The organism is Mucilaginibacter sp. P1_D10, assembly GCF_056406215.1.
In genome coordinates, this window is record NZ_JBFUAP010000011.1 from 43,410 (window position 1) to 63,401 (window position 19,992).

Genomic DNA, 19,992 nt, shown 5'->3' on the forward strand with positions numbered 1-19,992 from the left:
GGGGTCAGGCTAAAAAGTGATCTGCATCAGTTTTTCATCTTCTGCAGGCGTTTTTCATCTATAATAGTTATCACGCTGCCTTTTTTCTCTATCAGGCCTTCATCCTTAAAATCGGTAAGCGTGCGGCTAACGGTTTCTGTAGCCATACCCGCCATGGCAGCCATATCTTCTCGGCTTATCTTAATGCTCTCCGCATTGTTTTGTTGTTTATGCAAGCGCAGTAAGGCTCCTGCCATACGTTTACGTACCGATTGATAAGCCAGTTGTAACAGCTGATCCTCCTTCTCGCGCACGTTGTTGGCCAGTAGCGTAATAAACTCGCGGGCTACCTCGGGGTACTGGTTTATCAATTCGTCCAGCTGCTCCCTGGGGATAAGGCATAGCTGCGTATCCTCCAGTGTGGTGGCGGTATCAGAGTAGGGTTCGTTTGCCAGCATGGCGTTTATGCCAAGGTAATCGTCGGTAGCGTAAATGCCGGTCATCAGTTCGCGGCCATCCTCGGCTAGCTTCATGGTTTTTACTTTTCCGCTCAGCACAATGTACAGGCCGTTGCCTTTATCGCCCTCGTAATAAATTACCTGGTTCTTTTTCAATTGGCGGCTTTTGCGCTCGGCTATTACCTTCCGCAGTTCGGCAAGGCCGCCATTTTTGGCAATCAGGGTGTTCAACCTATCCAACGATTGGCTATAGAAATTTTGCTGCAAATCTTTTTTCTTCAGCCGACTATCTATGGCGTTCAGTAGCTCAATGTCGTCGAAAGGTTTGGTGAGGTAATCGTCGGCACCCATTTCCATACCTTTACGCAAATCTACCCGCTCGGCTTTGGCCGTCAGGAATATGAAGGGGATTGCCGCCGTTTCGGGATTTTTGTGTAGCATGTACAGTACGCCGTAGCCATCCAGTTCGGGCATCATAATATCGCATAAGATAACATCAGGCTTGTGGGCAAGGGCAAGTTCAACGCCCATCTTTCCGTTACTGGCCTGGTGCACGGTAAAATCGGCCAGTTGCAGTATCTCTACGATGCTTTCGCGGATATCGTTGTTGTCTTCGATGATTAAAACCTGTTTACTCATAATGCGTAAATGAAATGGTGAATGCTGTACCCTGGTTTACTACGCTTTTGAAAGCGATGGTACCGTTCATTAAGCTCGAATAGCGTGCCACGATATTGAGCCCCAGCCCGGTGCCTGGTATGTTGCCCGTATTATGCGCCCTAAAGAAGGGTTCGAACAAGTGCCTTTGGTCGGCCTCCGGGATGCCTATGCCGTTGTCCTTCACGGTGATGATGCAGGCTTCCCGGTTTATTTCTGTATTGAACTCGATAAAAGTATTCTCGCCCGAGTATTTGATGGCATTGGCAACGAGGTTAATAACGCAGTGCTTCAGCAGGTTTTGGTCTAGTTTTACCATGCTGGCCTTGCCGGTATGCTGGTAAATGATGTTTTGGTTTTGCTTGGCCACGGTTTGCATCTCTTCGGTTATCTCTTCGGCCAGCTTCACCAGGTCGAAGCTGTAGAAGGTGGGCTCTACCTTCCCAGCCTCCAGTTTCTCCAGCGACAGGAAATCGTTGAGGATGGTAGTTAGCGTGCCCACGGCGTTTTTTATTTTGCCCACATGTTTGCGTATATTCTCGTTATCGTATGGTTCGGCGTATTTAGCTATCAGCGAAACCGACAGCTGCACCGCGCTCAACGGGGTACGGAACTCGTGCGATGCCATAGATACGAAACGGCTCTTCAGTTGCCCCAGCTCTTTCTCTTTTTCAAGCGAAATGCTCACCTCTTCCTTAGCATTTTGCAGGGCCAGTACGGTGTCTTTTAATATGCGGGTGCGCTCGTCTACCAGTTCTTCCAGGTGCGCGGCGTAGTCTTTCAGCTGCTCTTCGGCTTCCTTTTGCTTGCTCAGGTCGTGGATGAAGCCGGCGTATTTATTACGCCCCGAATAGTTCACCTCGCTTACCGCCAGCCGGAATGGGAACACCGTGCCATCCTTGCGCAGCCCTGTTACCTCGCGGCCTATGCCTATGATGTGCGGCACATTAGTATGCTGATAGCGCTTTAAGTAATCATCGTGCTGGTTGCGGTCGGGCGGGGGCATCAGGAAGGATACGTTTTTGCCTATCACCTCTTCCTGGTTGTAGCCAAAGAGTTTGCAGGCGGCCGGGTTTATGGTTTCTATCAGGCCCCGTTCGTCTATGGTGATGATGCCATCAATCGCATTGTTAATAATAGCTTTTAGTAAGGCTGCATTTTCCATAGGGTAAAGTAACGGTTAAATGATACTTGTCACAAATATGAATATTGCATATTGGTTAAAAAGTAACGCCACCCCTTGCTGAAAAGTGATCTGCGTCATTTTTAGGGGAGTAGAGGGGCACCAAAGGAGAGAACTTAAAGCCCCTACTTTGTCCGAAGCACTCCTTTGGAGAGTAATAGCCCATGACCTGACAGGCGGATAATTCATAAGACGTTCCGAAGGAACGTAAGGAGGTTCGTTCGCATTTTCTACCTATAAAACATCCCGAAGGGATGAAAAAAGAAAACGTTCCAGAGGAACGTCTTATGGGTAGAAAAAAAGACAACGACAATTTTCACGTTCCGTCGGAACGTTTTATGAAATATGTCTTATGATGGGCTATTACGCTTTGGGGAGGTGTTGGGTGAGGCCTATGCAGCGGGCTAATTCTTAATTAAACGGCATTAGGGGAGCAGAGGGCCGTTTGGATATTTAATAACTGATCATAGCCATAATTTTTACTGACGGCGGTCATTGTTATACACCCTATCCGGGCTGCATCTTTACGGTAATCAAAAACCTGCAAATAAGATGAAAACAATTTTGGTAATAAGCGATAACGCTGCCGGGGCAGAGAACGCACTGCTGCTGGGAAATTTGATAGCCCGCCATAGGAAGTGCGAAATACTTATTGCGCAAACATGTAAGCCAGCGGCGAAAGCCGAAAAAAGGCGGGAATTTGCCCTTGCAGCAGGTAATTCGGCCCCGGCTGCTGACAGCTTTGAGCAGCCTTTGATGGCACTTGATTTGGTTGATGACCAGCTGCCGCACCTGAGCTATTTGGATGTTGCCGGCAAAAAGGAAAGCGAAATAGCCGCGGAAATAAATAGCCGTAATATTTGGATGGTTATTAAAGGCTTTAATGCCACGCAAGCGGATGCCGGGAGCAATGTTATCAACACTAGTTATTTATTGAACCGGATAAAATGCCCGGTAATCTTAGTTCCTGAAAACTGGGAGGTAAAAGACTTGGAAAGGATGGTTTACCTTGCCGACCTGCGTTACTGCCGAATTGAAATCGTGAAATTCCTGGCCGCGCTGGGAGAATTGTTCAACGCATCTGTTTCGGTAAATCACCTATCAGCGCGCGGCCTGCCACATATGAATGAAGCTTATGCCCTAAGCGTTTTTAACAACGAAATATACAACCGCGTGCACTACCCGCGCCTGCTTTTTAACAATACCAATGAACGGGATTTAGGCAAAGCTACCGACATAATGATAAACGGCCTGCGTACCGATTTGCTGGCGGTAGTAAACCACCGTTTCCATTTCGAAGAAATTTTTGGGCGATATATTGAAGAATGCATGCGACAGCGGATAAATGTCCCCATGATTATTTTCCCTTATTAATCATATGGGCACTAACACCGATATACAATTCCTGGACGGGCCACGGTCGCGTTTAAGGGAATTAAGATTTACCATAGAAACCATGGTAGACCTTATCCGTGGGTTGCGCGCTTTGCACTTTGTAGGGCCCTGCATCACGGTGTTCGGGTCGGCCAGGTTTAAAGAGGGCCACCCGTATTATGAACTAACGCGTAAAGCCGCAGGCGAATTTGCTAAACTGGGTTTTACCATAATTACAGGGGGGGGCCCTGGCTTAATGGAGGCGGCCAACCGCGGTGCGAGGGATGTTGGCGGTTATTCGGTTGGCTGCAATATACAATTGCCGGTTGAGCAAAAGCCAAACCCCTACCTGGACAGGTGGGTATATATGCGGCACTTTTTTTTGCGTAAAGTGTTGCTGGTGAAGTATTCCTTTGCCTTTGTGGTAGTGCCCGGTGGATACGGCACGCTCGACGAGTACTTTGAAGCCCTTACGCTTATCCAAACCCACAAAATAAAAAACTTCCCTATCATCGTTTTAGGCAGGGAGTACCATCAGGAATTGATAGCGCACATTGAAGTAATGAAAGCAAACCACACCATTGGCGACGACGATATGCAGTACTTTTTAGTTACCGATGATATAGACGAGGCCGTGGCGCTGATAAAGGAAAAAAGCATCAGGCAATTCAAGTTGAAGCCGAAGCGGGAATTGAAACCCTTGCGCTGGCTGTTTGAAAGGTAGGCGCCTATGCAAATCAGGAGAGGACTTTAAGGAGTCTTTATCATAAATAAAACCCAGTGTTAAACAACAAAACTAAATTTGGTCAACATAGGCTTTGTGCCCTTTGCGCTAAACTATATGCCAATCTTTGTGGACTTTGTGGTTAAAATTTTACCACAAAGTCCACAAAGGGAGAAACACAAAGGACACAAAGCCAAATTTGATTTTGAGTAGATACCTAAAATGTATTTATGATGCAGCCTCTTTGGGTGAAGCTACTAAGTAGCTTAAGTAAACGATTTTGATTTGCAAACTGCAAATATGCTTTGCATCACCCTTTTTTGTGAGCCGCATCAGTTTGCTATCGTTAGCAGCGCCGCATATTTACACCAATTATAAACGCATATGGAAACATTAAACGCTATGTCGGCCCGGTCGTTGCAATATTATCTTGTGGCGAAGCATTGGGCTTCTGATCTGGAATTTTTTAAGATAGAAACCGCTTTTTTCAAGCAACTGATTGACAGGTATTTTACCAAAGTGGCAGAATTTTCGGGGATTGAAAACCTCCGCAAAATCATGCAGAAAATACAATGCCTGCAAGATGATGAACGCTTGTTAGGTGAGTCGCTCGCTAAGCAAACCAGACAACTGGAACTGATGGCGGAGGATTTTGTGCCGGAGAATATAGATAAGCTTAAAGGTAAGCAAATAGAACTGGAGTGTTTAATAGCCAATTTGTTGGTCGAATTTCGCCAGGTAAAAAAAGAGCTGTTTGCCCTCATAGAAACCGTTATGCGGGAAGATGCATATATGGCCGGCTAAAAAATATACCCCTTCTCAAATAACAATGATAGTGCAGGGCGCCATGGTCTCACCCCATGTGCGCCCTTCCTATGCCGCCCAATGTCATTATTTAAGGAAAAGCCGTAAAGCTAATTTCACGCAAAGGCGCAAAGGCGCAAAGATTTTTAAGCTTTTTACTTTGCGATCTTAGCGGCTTTGCGAGATAAAAAATTTTGCCTTAATGACATTGATGCCGCGCCCCCGGCTTGCTGCAACTCATGTTATTGTATGACGCCCGTCATTATTCGGCAGCGGGAGCAGCCCTAACTTTGACATGGAAAACAACAAAGCACAAAACCATGAAAAAGAATTTAATCTTATCAGTCCAATATAAGCCGGCAAGCACTGCCAATACTATCCTTTTAGTATGCCTCTTTTGGGTAGTACTGTTATTTGCTTTGATAACAGGCATAAGTGCCAGGGCCGGTACCAAAATTAACAGCAATGCAACAGGGAAACCGCTTTTAGGTTTTAATTCCCCTCTTGAGAGGGGGCGCGGTGGATTGTGCAGTGGAGGGGTGTGTTCGCCGCAATGCATAACGTACAAACACACCCCTCCACCCCTCTCAAGAGGGGAATCGCACAATCCGTCGCGCGCATTATTTTTAAAAGCGATTCTCCTGAACAATGCAGACCTTTCTACAGAAATTAAGAAGCAATTGGCAGGCGGCCAACTGGCCCTGAATTTCCCGGCTTCTACCGCAAGGTTTTACCAACAGCAGGATTTTAGGGAAAATTGGGTTGCAGGCAACAACAACGGTAAGCAGGCCTGGGCAGCTATGCTCATGATTGATTGCGTGCTGCAATTTGGGCTTACGCACGAAGCTTACCATCCAAACGAACTCTTATATACTGCGCTGCACGATATTTTGGAGCGGCCCAATGCCGTGCCGGCAGATCGCCAGGCCCGTTACGATATTATGCTTACCGATGCCATACTAACCTTTATCAACCACCTGCATTACGGCAAACTGAACCCCATGTACCCCGCCGCAAAAATCGATATAGATAAAGCAGGTAGTTTTAAGGCTGTAGGACTTCTTAAGCAGGCAATGCAAAGCACCGACCTGATGGAGGTGGTATTAAGCGCGCAGCCCCAAAATGCCTGGTATAGCCGCTTGCAGTACCAAATGCATTTGCTGACCGGGCTGTACCAGGAAGACTGCTACGAAACACCGGAAGCCCTTGTGCGCAAAATTGCCATCAATATGGAGCGTTTACGCTGGGCCGATATGGATACACTAAATGTTGTACAGGTAAATATACCCTCTTACCAGCTAAACTTTTACCGCGCCGGCGCCATTGATACTTTTAGGGTAGTTGTTGGCAAGCCCGGCAACCCAACGCCCAGCCTGCAAAGCCGGATAAAATATTTTACCACGGCACCAGAACTGAAAGTGCCCGCAAAAATATTTGCGAAAGAATTGCTGCCAAAGGCTATTAAAGATATTAACTACCTCGCCGCAAATAATTATGCCATTTATAATTACGAGGGCGAGCTCATTCACCCGAACAAGGAATACCTTATTAAAATAAAACAAAAACCGGGCAGGTATTACGCCAGGCAATCATCCGGCTGCGATAATGCGCTGGGCGTGCTGGTGTTCCGTTTTGCCAATGTGTATGATATATACCTGCAAGACACTCCCGAGCAAAAACTGTTTGGCAAACCCGAACGGGCGCTAAGCCTCGGTTGCGTACGCGTACAATTTGCCGATAAATTTGCCGCTGCGCTGTTGCAGAATGATGGCAGCGCCGATAAAGTGGCGGCCATGCAAAAATCAATAAATGCATATCAAACCAAAACATTCAACCTGAAAAAGGCGGTGCCCATTGCCATAACCTACCTTACCTGCGAAGTGAAGAACGGCGAAGTGGTTACCTATAAAGATATCTACAACCTGGATGCCAGCCTGGAACTGGCACTCTATGGCGCAGATAAAGCAGTTGCTACTACACGGTAGCGTTTATCTAAGAAGCTGTCTAAAATATAATTTGTTTTAACCGTGGCTGTTTCCCAAGGGCGGAATCGACCGTAGAGACGCAATATTTTGCGTCTCCGTTATGCAAATTCCATCCTGCCAATCCGTTTTGTATGGTGGGAGACGCAAAATATTGCGTCTCTACGAAAAAATAAACCATTTTTAGACAGCTTCTCAGGTTTTGACTCGCAGGGTTTAATGGCAACGAGTGACGAGCATCACAAAAAACAGCATTAAATTATGACCGTAGTCATTCCATAAAAGCGGGTTTCTGGCAAAATTCGTAGCAGTAAAAAATCAGGCATACCATGAAAAAAATACTCATCCCCACCGATTTCTCGCCCGCCGCGTACAATGCGGCCAAATACGCCGTGCATATCGCCCAGAAGATAAAAGCAGGCATCAAGTTTTGCAATGCGATAAAGGTGCCCGCAGATTACGTAATGGCCGGGCAGGTGGTATGGCCGCTGGAAGATTACGGCACGCTGAAGAACGATGCAGAGGCCGAGCTGGATTACCTGACCAAAACCTTATCCAAAGAGCAGGTAGCCGCAGGCGAGGATGGCGGTTTTTACCCCAAAATAGAACACAGCAGCGATGCAGGCGAGGTTGTAACTTACGTAAAAGAGCTGGTTGCTGCCGATAAGGCCAATTTTGTAATCATGGGGATGTCGGGCGCGGGGGATTTTAACCGGCTTTTTTTTGGGAGCAACAGCCGCGAGATGATAAGCAAGGCCGATTTTCCTATACTGCTTATACCCGCACATGCTACTTTCAAAGGCATCAATAAAATAGCTTTCGCTACCGATTTGAGCGATGGGGATTTGGAGATACTGCAATCGCTGGCGGGTTTGGCGCAGGTATTCAATGCCGAGATACTGATAACCCATGTTAACACTAAGATTGAAGATGTGGCAGCGCAGCAGCACCGGGTCGACAGTTTCCTGCGCGATGTAACCTGTAAGATAAATTACCCGCGCGTATATTACCGCGGCGTGCAAAATAACCAGGTTAACGAAGGCCTTGCCTGGCTTACCGAACACGGGCAGGTGGATATGCTGGCCATGGTACACCGGCAGCAACCGTTCCTTACCCGGCTATTAAATGGCAGCCATACCCAGCACCTGGCAAAAGCAGTGGATGTGCCCTTGCTTGTTTTCCCCGAAGGTTTTAAAGGCGTACTGGCTTAACAAAATAAGAAATTCGGCGTCGGATTAAATAGTTACTTCCTCTTTTATCGAAGCAAGGATCCCATTCCATAGCGCCAGCCTGGCTTGCAGGGCTGCTTTAACGGCGGTTGTTGCTTCGTTCCATTTGCTATCATCTTCGCCGCTAAGTTCGGCCGTCATCTGGTAGGCCAGCTGGCTGTGGTGGTCGCCATCTACTTCTATATGGCGTTCCAGGTAGTACAATAGTATCTCCACTTTGCCGGGGAGTTGCCCGTTCAGCTTCTTTACCATTTCTATGAACATGCCGGGTATCAAATCCTCGCGGCCGAAGGTAAACACGGCTGCCGTAAGGTGGCTTTTACCGGCAGCAATTACATCGAACGTATGCTTTACGAATGCGCGGGCCGCATCGGGTATATCGGCGTTTACTAGTGCAGTGTTAACGTCTGGGTGCTTGCTCAGCTGTTCAAATAATGATAAGATGGCCGATGCATCACAGCCGGCCTGTTCCATGGCTTGCAAATACAGTTCAAAATGGCTGGTGCGCTGGCCGGTATGGTCCACGTCACTTTCTTCGCCGGTTACTATTTCGTTGATAAGGTAGCGGGTATTGGCATTGCCCACCGGCATCCAGGGTAGGGTAGTGCAGGTTAAATTCTGCTGAAGCGATTTCAGTAGCGACATAAAATCCCACACGGCAAATATGTGGTGCTGCATAAAGGTATGCAGGTCATCTATGGTATTGATATTATGGTAAAGCGGGTGTGCAATGAGTTGGGCACGTATGGGTTCAATTTCGTTTTTTAGCTGGGTAATCCTTGCGCTCTGTTCCGTCATGGTGTTGAAATAAACCGCAAAAGTAAGGATTTGGATTTTCGTGCCAATAGTTTTAGCCAAATTCCCGGGTAACATTTTGTGGGTTTTACAATCAAATTAATATATCTTTAAACATGACAACCAAAACCTTATTACCCGCCCTATTATTTTGTATTTTTTGTTTAGGCTGTGGGCATGAAAGTGAGAAAGCCGGAGCCGACAAACCAGATATACCGGAGCCCTTACAAGATAAATCCTCGGCCGAACTATTGGTGAAGAGTGATGTAAGGCGATTCGCAGATGGATCGCTAGTGGACGAATTGTACAGCGACCTTGCCGAAAAAAGGCCGGAACTGCAAACCCTCGAAAGCCAACTTAAATGGCTAAATGCGGCCAGCGTGGATAGTGTTACCGCTTTTGACAGATATTATGAAAAATCCGCAAGCTATTATTCGTCAGCTAACTATGTGTTGGAGAGTATCAAAGATTCCGTTTTAAAACAGCGACTGAGTTTGTTGCTGGAGGCAAGTAAAAATAACCTGCAGAAAAAAACCAGCCGTTTTTCGGTGCTGATAGCTAGTGCTGAGCATGAAAGCCACGTGATAGAAGATTATCACCAGGCACTTAAACTGGTTGCCACATTACCGGTTATAGAAATTTACCAGGATAAAAATATGCCCAGCATAAAACCAGTGAAAAAGCTATCCGATGAGGCAACGAGGCTGAATAATAAAACCCAACAATTGGTAAAAAAATATTCGGGTAATTGATGGCTGGTACTAAAACTTATTCCCTCTCAAAAACTCCTCTATATCCATACGTTTTTTGCCTTCCAGCTGCACATCGGTTACGTTTACGAAGCCATCTGCCGCTACAAATTTAAGATGGGTTTTATTGTCGGTTACGAAGGCGCCGGGCGATAATCCCGGGTCGGTAATCTCCGGGGTGGCGAAGTATATTTTTAGTACCTTATCGTTTATGGTGGTGTAGGCGGCAGGGGAGGGGCTTAAGCCGCGGATAAGGTTGCAAATGTTTTGGGCAGGCTGGTTAAAATCAATCAGGCAATCTTCTTTGAAAATCTTTGGGGCATGCTTCAGTACAATGCCGTCGGTAAAATGGTCTTGCGGGTGCTGGCTGTAACGGCCGCTTTCGATGCCTTTTACGGTTTTTACCAGCAGGCCTGCGCCCTTGGTCATCAGCCAGTCGTGCAAAAAGCCGGCGGTTTCGGTGCCTTTAAGGGTTACTTTTTCGGTGAACAGGATGTGCCCGGTATCTATATCATGCGTGAGGAAGAAGGTGGTAACGCCGCTCTCCTTTTCGCCATTGATGATGGCCCAGTTGATGGGGGCCGCGCCGCGGTATTGCGGCAAAAGTGATGCATGCAGGTTGATAGTGCCCTTTGGCGGCATGCTCCAAACAACCTCGGGCAGCATACGGAAGGCCACTACCACCTGCAAATCGGCGTGCAGGGCTTCCAGTTCTTTTAGAAAATCAGGGTTTTTCAGCTTTTCGGGCTGCAGTACTTTCAATCCGTTCTCTACAGCATATTGCTTTACGGCGCTTTCACTTATTTTTTTGCCACGGCCTGCGGGTTTGTCGGGGGCGGTAACAACGGCTACTACTTCGCAACCGGCGGTAATAAGGGCATCTAGCGACGCAACAGCAAACTGGGGAGTACCCATAAAAATAATTCTCATCTGCTTGTAGAGTTAAGATTTAGCATTAAATAAAAAGAGCGGAACGGTGCGCATTGCAATGCCTTCGGCACAGCAAAGCAGCTTACTTATACAGCAAATACTTGCTGCGTATAGCCTTGAAATTCGATAGGGCAGGCTCCCAGCTTTCCCTTATTTCAGCCTCCGATTTGCCGGCAATAATTTGCTTTTTCAGTACATCGGTGCCGGCAAGTTTATTGAAGTATGCTATAAAAAAGTGTTCCTTATCAGGGTACGCTTTATAAAAACTGATCAGCCACGCTAAGTTAAGCTTTTTCTGTTGCCGTAGGGTGTCGGTATTGTAATCTTTTAAGCTAATTCCGTAACAAACCTGGTCTTTTAGGGGGGGATTATCGCTCATCCCCGGTATGCTTACCGGTTTAAACGAAAAAGGGTACTTATCTTTCAGCAAAGGGCTGCCCAGTATCTGGAACGGTACCTCGGTGCCACGGCCTAAACTGATGTTGGTACCCTCGAAAAAGCAGATGTGCGGGTACAGCAGTATCGATTGCGCGGAGTTTAAGTTGGGCGATGGGTTTACGGGCAGCACATAAGGCTTATCGTGCGTGTAATTGGCCACTTTGAATATCTTCAGCCTGCACTGCACCTTGTTTTTTAGCCATCCTTCGCCGTTAATCATTTGGGCGTATTCGGCAATCGTCATGCCGTGTACTACGGGGATGGTATGCATACCTACGAAAGAACGGAAGGCGGTATCCAGCACCGGGCCATCCACGAAATAGCCGTTGGGGTTGGGCCTGTCCAGTATCATCAGTTCGATGTTGTTTTCGGCGCAGGCCTCCATTACGTAGTGCAGGGTAGAGATATAGGTGTAAAAGCGCGTGCCTACGTCCTGCACGTCGAATACCATCAGGTTGATGCCTTTTAAATCTTCGGGCGTGGGTTTAAAGTGTTTGCCGTATAGCGATATGGCGGGCAGACCGGTTACGGGGTCGGTACTGTCATTTATGGAAGCGCCATCGCTGGCATTGCCCCTTATGCCATGCTCGGGGCCGAAAATTTTCTTCACGGCTACGCCCAGCTTAAGCAAACTATCAACCACAGGTACTTTTTTTGGCCCGATAACCGATGTTTGGTTTATCAGCATGCCTATGTTTTTGCCTTTCAGGTAATCGAGGTAAACGGACACCTGGTCGGCAGCTGGCAGCACGGGCAACGTCATTTTTTTGATGGCGGTTTTATGGCTGCGTGTTGTTTGCGCAAGGTTATCGCAGGTGATGAACAGGCTGCATAGCAAGGCGGCGGGCAACAATATCTTTATCATCATCATCATTTTATTATACTAAACCAAATTTAAAGGCAGCTTGTTTAAGCTTAAAAGCGCATATTTGCGAAGGTACAAAAATCCATCCAGCATTGAGTTTCGCCCGGTTCATATCCAATCGTATCACCTTAAAAAGTAAGCGCACTTTTTCTAAATTAATTGTGCGTATAGCCATTTTAGGCATTATGCTCGGGCTTGGGGTGATGATACTCTCTATGGCCATCATCAGGGGCTTTAAAGCCGAGATACGCGAGAAAATACGCGGTTTTGCCGGCGATGTGCAAATCGTAAAATCAGACCTGAACAATTCCTACGAAAATTCTTCCTTTATACCCGAGCCGGGCCTTATAGCTAAATTAACGGCCAATAAGTATGTTGCCCATATCAACGCCTTTGCCACTAAACCCGGTATTATTAAGGCCAACAACGATAGGGAAGGCGTAATCATGAAAGGAATAGATAAAAACTACGACTGGGATTACATGAAAAAAATGCTGGTGAGCGGCAGCGTTATCGATTTCAGGGATTCGGCCGACGCGATGAAGCAAGTGATGGTATCGCAGGTGATAGCTAAGCGGCTTAAACTAAAAGCCGGCGATGACCTGCTGATTTATTTCGTACAGGAAACCCCGCGCAAGCGTAAACTCAGGATACAAGGCATTTTCGATATCGGTGCCGATGAGATAGACAAAAACTTTATCATAGGCGATATCAACCTCATCAAACGCCTTAACGATTGGAAAAAAGGCGAGGTTGGCGGCTACGAAGTGCGGGTTGCCGATTTCGACCTGCTTAACCCTACTGCCGACTGGATAGACGATAAGCTGCCCATACTACTAAAATCGTACACGGTGGTGGAGAATTACCCCATGATTTTTGAGTGGCTGGGGCTATTGGATGCAAACGCGGTAGTGATGCTGGTGTTGATGACGGTGGTGGCGGTTATCAATATGATATCGGCCCTATTGATCATGATACTGGAGCGCACCAGCATGATAGGCATGCTGAAGGCAATGGGTGCGCAAAACTGGGTTATACAAAAAGTGTTTTTGTATAATGCGGCTTATCTTATAGGGGTAGGGCTGTTTTTGGGCAATTTGCTGGGGCTGGGCATCGGCTATTTTCAGCAGCAAACCCACTTTTTCGCGCTCGACCCGGCAAACTATTACATGGCCTTTGTGCCTATTCAGTTCAGCGTGCTGGATGTGCTGATGCTTAATGTAGGCACCCTGGTTATTTGCTTGTTGGTGCTTATTATACCCAGCATGCTGGTAACGCGTATATCGCCGGTGCGGGCTATAAGGTTTAAGTAGGGAGGACTTTGGTATAGTGTTAAATTGCTATAAAATTAGAAGGCAAAAAAACTTGCCCTCTGATATCTCCAGCCATTTTTAAGCGGTACGTCTTTTTCTATCGAACTGGAATTGCCTGCCATGCTATATATTCCACAATTATTTGGTCCGCCGGTTCTTAAACACTCTTCTGTGGCGCCAAAATTGTTTCCATGTATTTTTAGGATTATAATTACACAGCCCTCCGCAGAATAGGTGAGTTTTTCAGCCTTGTTCTCGGTAAATAATTTATAAGTTAGCGGGAATGCCCCCATAATTTTTCCGCTGTTGACATCGCTTTTTTCAATCGATCTTTCCTCGAAATAATATCCGTTGGGCATGTCTGGTGCACTAATTAAACCTCTATTTTTAATAAATTCTTTAGCTGCCAAAGTATATTGGCTTAATTCTATTTTTTCCGGGTCAAGGTACTTGTTTCCGCAGGAGGATAACACGATAGGGATCAACAGAACAGTAAGCCAACAGTATTTCATTGTGCTAATATAACCTATATCCCAGCCCAATCCTGATAACTTTGCTATGTGCATTGGGCGAGCCGCCGCCTATGTAACCGCCCATGTAGTTAGATATACCGTTGGCGTAACTCGCGTTAAAGGTAAACTTGTTTAAACCCACAGCGATGCCAACACGTAGCCGGTAATCTTCTTTTATACCGGTACGATCCATGCTGGTGGTATAGGTTTTGCCATCGTTGGCATGGGCCACGCCTTTTTCGCGTGTGCTGCTGATGTAACCCATATCGGCGCCTGCTAAAATATCCAGCCTAACTTTGGCAATTAGTATACGGTAGCCCAGGTAGGGGTTAATGTTGATGATATTGCTTTTTAAATTCGTACTGCCCTCGGCTGCTAAAGTTTGGCCATTTGTGCTGCTACTCACCGGGTTGTACAGAAACACCTGGTTTACATCAATTTTACTTTTTAACTGTTCGTATGCCAATTGCAGGCCTACAATAAAGCCTGCTTTGCCTACCAGCTGTGCCTGCCCGCTTATGCCGTAACCAAACCCCAACTTACTGCCATAGGGGTTATTGGTATAGGAGTAATTTACTGCACTGTTTGTGCTGACTGACATTATAGAAGATGATTCGGCCGACTGGCCGCTAAACCTCATTAAGCCTGAGTATGCCCCCGCGTTAACCTCGAGCTTTTGGGCAAAGGATGTAGTAGCAATAAAAACGCAAACAAGGCTTAGAGCGGTTTTCTTCATTTTTTGGTTGCTTTGAAGTTGAACTTGAGGTTAACGCCCCCAGCCCCAAAATGGATAGCCTGCGCGCCCAGCCCGCCAAGCGGATATTTCAGGAACGGTTCTACAACCAGTCTGTTGTTTTTGCCTATCGGGAAGCCGGTGCCAAACGATAAGTTAAGCGTTTTACCGAAGTAAAAACTGTTGAAGCTTTGGGTGTAGGTTTGGTCTTGCGTTACCGCCGAGGCATAACCCTGCGCATTTTTATAAGCATAATGAGAGGTGTACCGTTCATCGATAAAAGTACCTGAGCTTAAACCGGCTGATATGTACGTATCGCTTTTATCGGGGTTGAACTCGTATTTGATGTTGATAGGCACATCAAGACCTACCAAACTGGCGCTGTAGTTCTGTAGCTCGGCAACCGTTGCTGATGCGCCGAAGTTGAGTGCGTCATTCTGTAATATGGTAGAATTTGCTGCAGAAAGCGACCTGTTGCTGTTACCCGATGGAGGCGGTTGGCCCGCGTAGCTCAACGTATTCTGCGCCAGCGATACTCCTGTAGATAGTTTGATGTTTTTGCTCAGCCGTATATCAGAGGTGAAGCCCGCGCCCGCGTTTATCTGGTTGGCGCTGCCCTGGGCATAGTTCATATAAGTTGCCGCATACACGCTGAAGTTTACTTTCTTCAGTTCTTTTTTATCGGTTTTTTGTTTGGCCACCTGTTGGGCTTTGTCGTGCGCAAACAAATCGTCAATTGTTTTTGCAGGCTGCTGTGCAATAACGGGGCTTGTTTTGTTGATAATTACCGGCGCGGTTTGGCCATTACCGGTTACTGGTACATCAACGGTTGCAACCTGCTGGTTGTTGGTTGTTGCACCTGTAACTACAGTTTGCCCGGCTGCAGGCGTGTTGCCTGCAATGGTGGCCGTGCCCGGCAATTGCGGGTTGGTTGCTACACTGGCAGGAGAGCCGCCGTTAGTTACGGGTGCTTTGCCCGGCATTACAACCGCGTTGCTGCCTGTTTTACCCGCATTATTGGCTACATAATGGTCGGCTGTAACACCAGGGCCGGCCACAGCATTGTTTGGCGTTTGCGCCGTGCTATCGCCCTGGATACCCTTAATTGCCGACGGATTAACCGAGGCAACCTGGCTGCTTGCAGGCGTAGGGGTTGGTGCCGCTTGCTTCGGCTGCTGCTGTTGTGTTTTGGGTTTTACGGCTACATTATTGCCGGCTTGCGGCTTGTTATTCATCAGCCATAGGCCTACGCCTAAAAATACCAATAAAAGGGCAGCTGCGCTGCTCCACCAAAGCCAGGCAATTTTGCGCTCCTCTTTCACCGGGAACTTTTTGCGTAGTTCCAGCCAGGCCTCATCGGCAGGTGGCGATTCGTAATTATCAAACACCTCCCTTATACGGCTGCTTAGCTTATCATCAAACTGCTCATCCATGGGTTTGCGTTTCTGTTGTTAATAACTGCCTTAATTTATCCTTGGCCCTGCTTAAATATACGCGCGATGAACTGGCGGGCAGGTTTAATATTTTGCCAATTTCATCGTGGTTGTAGCCATCAATTTCGTACATGTTGAATATCGTGAGCTGTAGCTGTGGCAGCTGTTTCATTAGTTTTAAAATGTCCTGTGCGTTCAGGCTAGCTATGGCACTGGCGTTGCTGCCTACGCCAACAGCCGTATCCAGATCGGTATGGGCCTGGTGCTTCAGTTCTTTGCGACGCCTGTCAATAGCGGTGTTTACCACTATGGTGCGCAGCCAGGCCTTAAAAGGCTTATCGGTATTATATGTACTTATATTGTTGAACACTTTTATAAACGCATCATTTACAACCTCTAAAGCATCATCCTGGTTAAGGCTATAGCGTACGCTAATACCCATAGCATAGCCATAGAACTGCTTATATAGCAATTCCTGGTGTTTTAGGCTGCCGGTTTTGCACTTACCTACTATTTCATCTTCGGTAATGCGGTGGGTTAGATGCATTAAAAACTGTTAGTTCCGGTTGTTTACAAATCATTACGCCGCCTATGGGCAAAACGCTACAAATAATACCAAATAATTTATAAAAATAAAACCCCGTAGCTTTTTTAGCTACAGGGCACAACTGCTATGCAGCAATATTAGTTAACTCTTTTCAAATCGTATTGCAAGCTAAGGGTATCTACGCTACTCACTGCCATTTTAAGCGAACTACCATCATAAGCATAATCGTACTCGCCAAACAGGCGTGCTTTTTTTATCGTAGAAGTTGGAGAATATGTGTTATCCAGGAATTTTATACTGTTGGCAGAGATGTTCCAATTACCCATACTTCCGGCGTGGACGGTACTGGTGTCGCCTGTTACCTTGTAGGTAAAATCGCTGTTTAAAGTAACGGATATATTTGCTTTAAGCGTATCAATTTTACTGGCACCTGGTGAACGGTGCAGCCTGCGGAATTCGCCTGCGAAGGTGCCGTTTGGATTTGGTACCGGGTCGTTTGGCTTATTGGGGGAACAACCGGCTAAAAAGGCTATCACCACAGTTAAAAGGGACAGTAAATAAGTAAATCTTCTTCTCATGAGCTATTTGGTTTCAATTGGGTTACGCAGTAATTTAATAAAACGCTACTAAACGCAATATATTTCTACACTTTTTTGGCTTCGTTCCAAAATACGTCCATTTCGGCCAGGTTCATATCCTGCAATTGCTTGCCGTTTTCTTTGGCCTTGCTCTCTAAATATTGGAAGCGTTTGATGAATTTGCGGTTGGTTTTCTCCAGCGCATCCTCGGGGTTTATATTGATGAAACGCGCGTAGTTGATGAGCGAGAAAAGCAGGTCGCCAAATTCGGCCTCGGCCTTTTCCTGGTCAATAGCGGTATCGTTATCCACGTTAAACTCTTGCTTAAATTCCTGTAGTTCTTCTTCCACTTTGGCCCACACCTGCGTTTTGTTATCCCAATCAAAACCTACGCCGCGGGCCTTGTCCTGTATGCGCGATGCCTTTACCAGTGCCGGCAGTGATGCAGGCACCCCGCCCAATACCGATTTATTGCCTTCCTTCAGCTTTATCTGCTCCCAGTTGCGTTTTACATCTTCCTCATTGCTCACTTCAACATCGCTATAGATGTGTGGGTGGCGGTTGATGAGCTTATCGCAGATGCCGTTGAGCACGCCGGTGATATCGAAACTATCGGTTTCTGATGCAATGCGCGAATAGAAAACCAGGTGCAGCATAATATCGCCCAGCTCTTTTTTTATCTCTTGCATATCGCCGCCCAGTATGGCATCGCTCAGCTCATAAGTTTCTTCGATGGTGAGGTGGCGCAGGCTCTCCAGGGTTTGTTTTTTATCCCAGGGGCAATTGGTGCGCAGGTCGTTCATGATCGTAAGCAAGCGCTCAAAAGCGCCCGAGGGCGTTGCAGAAGCAATAGGCGGTGTTATTGGCATAGGCTGCAAAGATAGGTAACAGAGCGGTTTAATATCGAATAATGAATTTCGAATTTCCAATATCGAAGTTAAGCACCGAATTTCCTTTCAATACAGAAGCTTCCTTCATCATTCGAAATTCAATATTCGGTGTTCGATATTTAATTTGAAATCTGCAAATCAAGGGGCAATGGCCCACAGCACCCCAAAAGGAACAGTCCCCCCGTTTTTGGTTTTAAGGCCGCTGGGTGTGATGTAGGCAAACTGCAGTTTAAAATCCTGTATCTGATGAAAATACGTTATTCGGATGGGATAGAAACCTTTCTTTAACGGCACCATGTACGATGCGGTGGTTTCCGTGTAGCTCCCCTGCCAGTCAATCAGCATACGGTTGTTTAGGTAAAGCCTCGAGTTTTTGTCGGCCTCCAGCCCGAGGAGGTAATAGCCATCTTCTTTTGCCTCAAAGTAACCATCCAACATCATGGCGTAATGGTTTTTGCGCGGGAGTTTATCAGCATCGAAAGTGGTATCGGCAAGGCCTTGTTGCTGTGGTTTTAGTCCTGTTAGTTCGGCTATGGATTTGTAGTCGCCCTCGTAATAGGCATAGCGAAGGCCGCCGACGCGCGCTTTTTTGGGTTTGGCAACGGGGTTCCAGGCATCTTCTAAAGTAAATGTGCCCGTTTTAACTTTATCGTGCGTACTACGGTTGGTAAATTGCTTAAAGGTTATCGTAGTAGCCTTACTCAGCACAATATCGGGTGTTGCGTTGGGCGAGGCTAACGTGGGCAATTCGCCATTCACGGTGTAGTGTGCGCTGTTTGTATCGCCAAAATACCATACGGTTAGCGGTCGCTTTTTGTCTATTACGCCGTTCATAGGGTGGAACTCTATTTTGCCGGTTTGCCACCCGTACGAGAATTTAAGCCCATCATAGGTGGTTTTAAACCGTACCGAGCTGTGCGTATCATCGGGGTATCTTACGCTTTTCCATTTCAAAGCGGCGGGCGCATTTTTCGCCAGCACGCTATCCATCGCTGCTATCTTCATGCCCTCGCCGTCGGAACCTTCGCGTCCGCTAATGTAGAGGGTGATAGCAGTTGCAGGCAGAGCTTTCAGTTTATCGGGAGCGATTTTTTGGATGTATTCTTTATCCCACCACAGGCTGGGGTCAACCGCTATATACGATTTAAAGGCCGTTGGCTGTGTTAGTAATGCGTTTACCACAAACAAGCCGCCAAGCGAATGCCCCCATAAGGTATTATCGCCATTGGAAGGATACTTTTTGTTAATATAGGGGATTAGCTCGGTAGTGATAAAATTAAGAAAATTGGTAGCGCCACCCGATGTTTTCCAACCTGAGAGGCGGGTTGGGGTAAGGTCGAGGTTACGGTCGATACCCAGCACGCTCACGATGATGGTTGGCGGCATGTAGCCTTCGCCCTCTACAAAGTGCTGAATGTTTTTGATGAGGCTGGTGTTCCAGTTGCCGCCATCGAGTACGTAAAGCACATCGTATCTTGCTGCATTTTGCGGTTTGTAATTTTCGGGCATGAACACCTGTATCATCCTTTTTTGTTGCAGTATAGTTGATTGCAACGAATCGAGGTACGAAATACCATGCTTAATGATAACCGTATCTTGCGCATAAACAACGATGGTAGTTTGAGCAATTATTGCCAATAAGATGAGTACACGCCTAAAAGTATTCTTCATGCCAGAAAATATGTTTTGAGTAACAGGTTTTAAATACAAGGTACCTGTAAGACGACAGGCCTGCAGTAAAGGTTACTGCAAAAATTTCTTTTTGAACCTGGATTTTAACTCGGAAGGGATTGACAGAATATAAACCTTACCGGCATTT

At 46.7% G+C, this 19,992-nt stretch carries 19 protein-coding genes; 7 read left to right on the forward strand and 12 right to left on the reverse strand.

Going from position 1 to position 19,992, the window contains the following annotated elements:
* Positions 1 to 26 precede the first annotated feature (26 nt).
* On the reverse strand, positions 27 to 1,076 hold the full coding sequence (locus AC1DYT_RS17815) for a response regulator (protein WP_477470885.1): 1,050 nt from the start codon (positions 1,074 to 1,076) through the stop codon (positions 27 to 29).
* Positions 1,069 to 2,259: a PAS domain-containing sensor histidine kinase gene (locus AC1DYT_RS17820; RefSeq protein ID WP_477470886.1), complete on the reverse strand. Its 1,191-nt coding sequence runs from the start codon at positions 2,257 to 2,259 to the stop codon at positions 1,069 to 1,071. Before AC1DYT_RS17820 ends, AC1DYT_RS17815 begins: the two co-directional genes overlap by 8 nt.
* 570 nt (positions 2,260 to 2,829) lie before the next feature.
* On the opposite strand from AC1DYT_RS17820, the gene AC1DYT_RS17825 reads away from it, so the two are divergent.
* The 5 genes from AC1DYT_RS17825 (at position 2,830) to AC1DYT_RS17845 (ending at position 8,372) form a co-directional block, all read left to right on the forward strand.
* Positions 2,830 to 3,651, forward strand: coding sequence for a universal stress protein (locus tag AC1DYT_RS17825; protein WP_477470887.1), 822 nt, complete (start codon positions 2,830 to 2,832; stop codon positions 3,649 to 3,651).
* 4 nt (positions 3,652 to 3,655) lie between these two features.
* Positions 3,656 to 4,375 (forward strand): LOG family protein, encoded by a 720-nt coding sequence (locus AC1DYT_RS17830; RefSeq protein ID WP_477470888.1) that lies wholly within the window; start codon positions 3,656 to 3,658, stop codon positions 4,373 to 4,375.
* 384 nt (positions 4,376 to 4,759) lie between these two features.
* Positions 4,760 to 5,179, forward strand: coding sequence for a hypothetical protein (locus tag AC1DYT_RS17835; RefSeq protein WP_477470889.1), 420 nt, complete (start codon positions 4,760 to 4,762; stop codon positions 5,177 to 5,179).
* A 320-nt stretch (positions 5,180 to 5,499) separates the two neighbouring features.
* Complete coding sequence (locus AC1DYT_RS17840; RefSeq protein ID WP_477470890.1) at positions 5,500 to 7,164, forward strand: L,D-transpeptidase scaffold domain-containing protein; 1,665 nt, start codon at positions 5,500 to 5,502, stop codon at positions 7,162 to 7,164.
* A 326-nt stretch (positions 7,165 to 7,490) separates the two neighbouring features.
* On the forward strand, positions 7,491 to 8,372 hold the full coding sequence (locus tag AC1DYT_RS17845; protein WP_477470891.1) for a universal stress protein: 882 nt from the start codon (positions 7,491 to 7,493) through the stop codon (positions 8,370 to 8,372).
* Positions 8,373 to 8,396: 24 nt separating this feature from the next.
* Here AC1DYT_RS17845 and AC1DYT_RS17850 read toward each other — a convergent pair whose 3' ends face one another.
* Complete coding sequence (locus tag AC1DYT_RS17850) at positions 8,397 to 9,188, reverse strand: DUF3050 domain-containing protein (RefSeq protein ID WP_477470892.1); 792 nt, start codon at positions 9,186 to 9,188, stop codon at positions 8,397 to 8,399.
* Positions 9,189 to 9,301: 113 nt separating this feature from the next.
* On the opposite strand from AC1DYT_RS17850, the gene AC1DYT_RS17855 reads away from it, so the two are divergent.
* Positions 9,302 to 9,937, forward strand: a complete 636-nt coding sequence (locus AC1DYT_RS17855) for a hypothetical protein (RefSeq protein ID WP_477470893.1) — start codon at positions 9,302 to 9,304, stop codon at positions 9,935 to 9,937.
* Positions 9,938 to 9,946: 9 nt separating this feature from the next.
* On the opposite strand, the gene fmt is transcribed toward AC1DYT_RS17855, so the two are convergent.
* Together fmt and AC1DYT_RS17865 are read right to left on the reverse strand one after the other, a co-directional pair.
* A complete protein-coding gene (gene fmt / locus AC1DYT_RS17860; RefSeq protein ID WP_477470894.1) occupies positions 9,947 to 10,864 on the reverse strand; it encodes a methionyl-tRNA formyltransferase in 918 nt (305 codons plus the stop codon).
* Between the two features lie 82 nt (positions 10,865 to 10,946).
* Positions 10,947 to 12,176, reverse strand: coding sequence for an exo-beta-N-acetylmuramidase NamZ family protein (locus tag AC1DYT_RS17865; protein WP_477470895.1), 1,230 nt, complete (start codon positions 12,174 to 12,176; stop codon positions 10,947 to 10,949).
* Between the two features lie 83 nt (positions 12,177 to 12,259).
* Between AC1DYT_RS17865 and AC1DYT_RS17870 the strand changes: the two genes are divergently transcribed.
* The gene (locus tag AC1DYT_RS17870; RefSeq protein ID WP_477470896.1) at positions 12,260 to 13,480 is read left to right on the forward strand and encodes an ABC transporter permease; all 1,221 of its coding nucleotides are present in this window, start codon (positions 12,260 to 12,262) and stop codon (positions 13,478 to 13,480) included.
* A 35-nt stretch (positions 13,481 to 13,515) separates the two neighbouring features.
* Here AC1DYT_RS17870 and AC1DYT_RS17875 read toward each other — a convergent pair whose 3' ends face one another.
* From AC1DYT_RS17875 to AC1DYT_RS17905, 7 genes are all read right to left on the reverse strand, one after another.
* Positions 13,516 to 13,992: a hypothetical protein gene (locus AC1DYT_RS17875; RefSeq protein WP_477470897.1), complete on the reverse strand. Its 477-nt coding sequence runs from the start codon at positions 13,990 to 13,992 to the stop codon at positions 13,516 to 13,518.
* A gap of 4 nt (positions 13,993 to 13,996) precedes the next feature.
* Positions 13,997 to 14,728 (reverse strand): hypothetical protein, encoded by a 732-nt coding sequence (locus tag AC1DYT_RS17880; protein WP_477470898.1) that lies wholly within the window; start codon positions 14,726 to 14,728, stop codon positions 13,997 to 13,999.
* Positions 14,725 to 16,158, reverse strand: a complete 1,434-nt coding sequence (locus AC1DYT_RS17885; protein WP_477470899.1) for a hypothetical protein — start codon at positions 16,156 to 16,158, stop codon at positions 14,725 to 14,727. Before AC1DYT_RS17885 ends, AC1DYT_RS17880 begins: the two co-directional genes overlap by 4 nt.
* Positions 16,151 to 16,705 (reverse strand): RNA polymerase sigma factor, encoded by a 555-nt coding sequence (locus tag AC1DYT_RS17890; protein ID WP_477459967.1) that lies wholly within the window; start codon positions 16,703 to 16,705, stop codon positions 16,151 to 16,153. The genes AC1DYT_RS17885 and AC1DYT_RS17890 overlap by 8 nt, the downstream gene beginning before the upstream one ends.
* Before the next feature lie 137 nt (positions 16,706 to 16,842).
* Complete coding sequence (locus tag AC1DYT_RS17895) at positions 16,843 to 17,283, reverse strand: hypothetical protein (RefSeq protein ID WP_477470900.1); 441 nt, start codon at positions 17,281 to 17,283, stop codon at positions 16,843 to 16,845.
* Positions 17,284 to 17,348: 65 nt separating this feature from the next.
* A complete protein-coding gene (gene mazG / locus AC1DYT_RS17900; RefSeq protein WP_477470901.1) occupies positions 17,349 to 18,152 on the reverse strand; it encodes a nucleoside triphosphate pyrophosphohydrolase in 804 nt (267 codons plus the stop codon).
* Between the two features lie 159 nt (positions 18,153 to 18,311).
* Positions 18,312 to 19,844, reverse strand: coding sequence for an alpha/beta hydrolase-fold protein (locus AC1DYT_RS17905; RefSeq protein ID WP_477470902.1), 1,533 nt, complete (start codon positions 19,842 to 19,844; stop codon positions 18,312 to 18,314).
* Between the last annotated feature and the right edge of the window lie 148 nt (positions 19,845 to 19,992).

Excerpts from the sequence above, each read along its gene's own strand:
- AC1DYT_RS17890 (WP_477459967.1), bottom strand. The coding sequence starts at position 16,705 with ATGCATCTAACCCACCGCATTACCGAAGATGAAATAGTAGGTAAGTGC.
- AC1DYT_RS17895 (WP_477470900.1), bottom strand. The coding sequence starts at position 17,283 with ATGAGAAGAAGATTTACTTATTTACTGTCCCTTTTAACTGTGGTGATA.
- AC1DYT_RS17905 (WP_477470902.1), bottom strand. The coding sequence starts at position 19,844 with ATGAAGAATACTTTTAGGCGTGTACTCATCTTATTGGCAATAATTGCT.
- AC1DYT_RS17835 (WP_477470889.1), top strand. The coding sequence starts at position 4,760 with ATGGAAACATTAAACGCTATGTCGGCCCGGTCGTTGCAATATTATCTT.
- AC1DYT_RS17815 (WP_477470885.1), bottom strand. The coding sequence starts at position 1,076 with ATGAGTAAACAGGTTTTAATCATCGAAGACAACAACGATATCCGCGAA.
- mazG (WP_477470901.1), bottom strand. The coding sequence starts at position 18,152 with ATGCCAATAACACCGCCTATTGCTTCTGCAACGCCCTCGGGCGCTTTT.
- AC1DYT_RS17845 (WP_477470891.1), top strand. The coding sequence starts at position 7,491 with ATGAAAAAAATACTCATCCCCACCGATTTCTCGCCCGCCGCGTACAAT.
- AC1DYT_RS17830 (WP_477470888.1), top strand. The coding sequence starts at position 3,656 with ATGGGCACTAACACCGATATACAATTCCTGGACGGGCCACGGTCGCGT.
- AC1DYT_RS17820 (WP_477470886.1), bottom strand. The coding sequence starts at position 2,259 with ATGGAAAATGCAGCCTTACTAAAAGCTATTATTAACAATGCGATTGAT.
- fmt (WP_477470894.1), bottom strand. The coding sequence starts at position 10,864 with ATGAGAATTATTTTTATGGGTACTCCCCAGTTTGCTGTTGCGTCGCTA.
- AC1DYT_RS17875 (WP_477470897.1), bottom strand. The coding sequence starts at position 13,992 with ATGAAATACTGTTGGCTTACTGTTCTGTTGATCCCTATCGTGTTATCC.
- AC1DYT_RS17855 (WP_477470893.1), top strand. The coding sequence starts at position 9,302 with ATGACAACCAAAACCTTATTACCCGCCCTATTATTTTGTATTTTTTGT.
- AC1DYT_RS17880 (WP_477470898.1), bottom strand. The coding sequence starts at position 14,728 with ATGAAGAAAACCGCTCTAAGCCTTGTTTGCGTTTTTATTGCTACTACA.
- AC1DYT_RS17885 (WP_477470899.1), bottom strand. The coding sequence starts at position 16,158 with ATGGATGAGCAGTTTGATGATAAGCTAAGCAGCCGTATAAGGGAGGTG.
- AC1DYT_RS17825 (WP_477470887.1), top strand. The coding sequence starts at position 2,830 with ATGAAAACAATTTTGGTAATAAGCGATAACGCTGCCGGGGCAGAGAAC.
- AC1DYT_RS17840 (WP_477470890.1), top strand. The coding sequence starts at position 5,500 with ATGAAAAAGAATTTAATCTTATCAGTCCAATATAAGCCGGCAAGCACT.
- AC1DYT_RS17850 (WP_477470892.1), bottom strand. The coding sequence starts at position 9,188 with ATGACGGAACAGAGCGCAAGGATTACCCAGCTAAAAAACGAAATTGAA.
- AC1DYT_RS17865 (WP_477470895.1), bottom strand. The coding sequence starts at position 12,176 with ATGATGATGATGATAAAGATATTGTTGCCCGCCGCCTTGCTATGCAGC.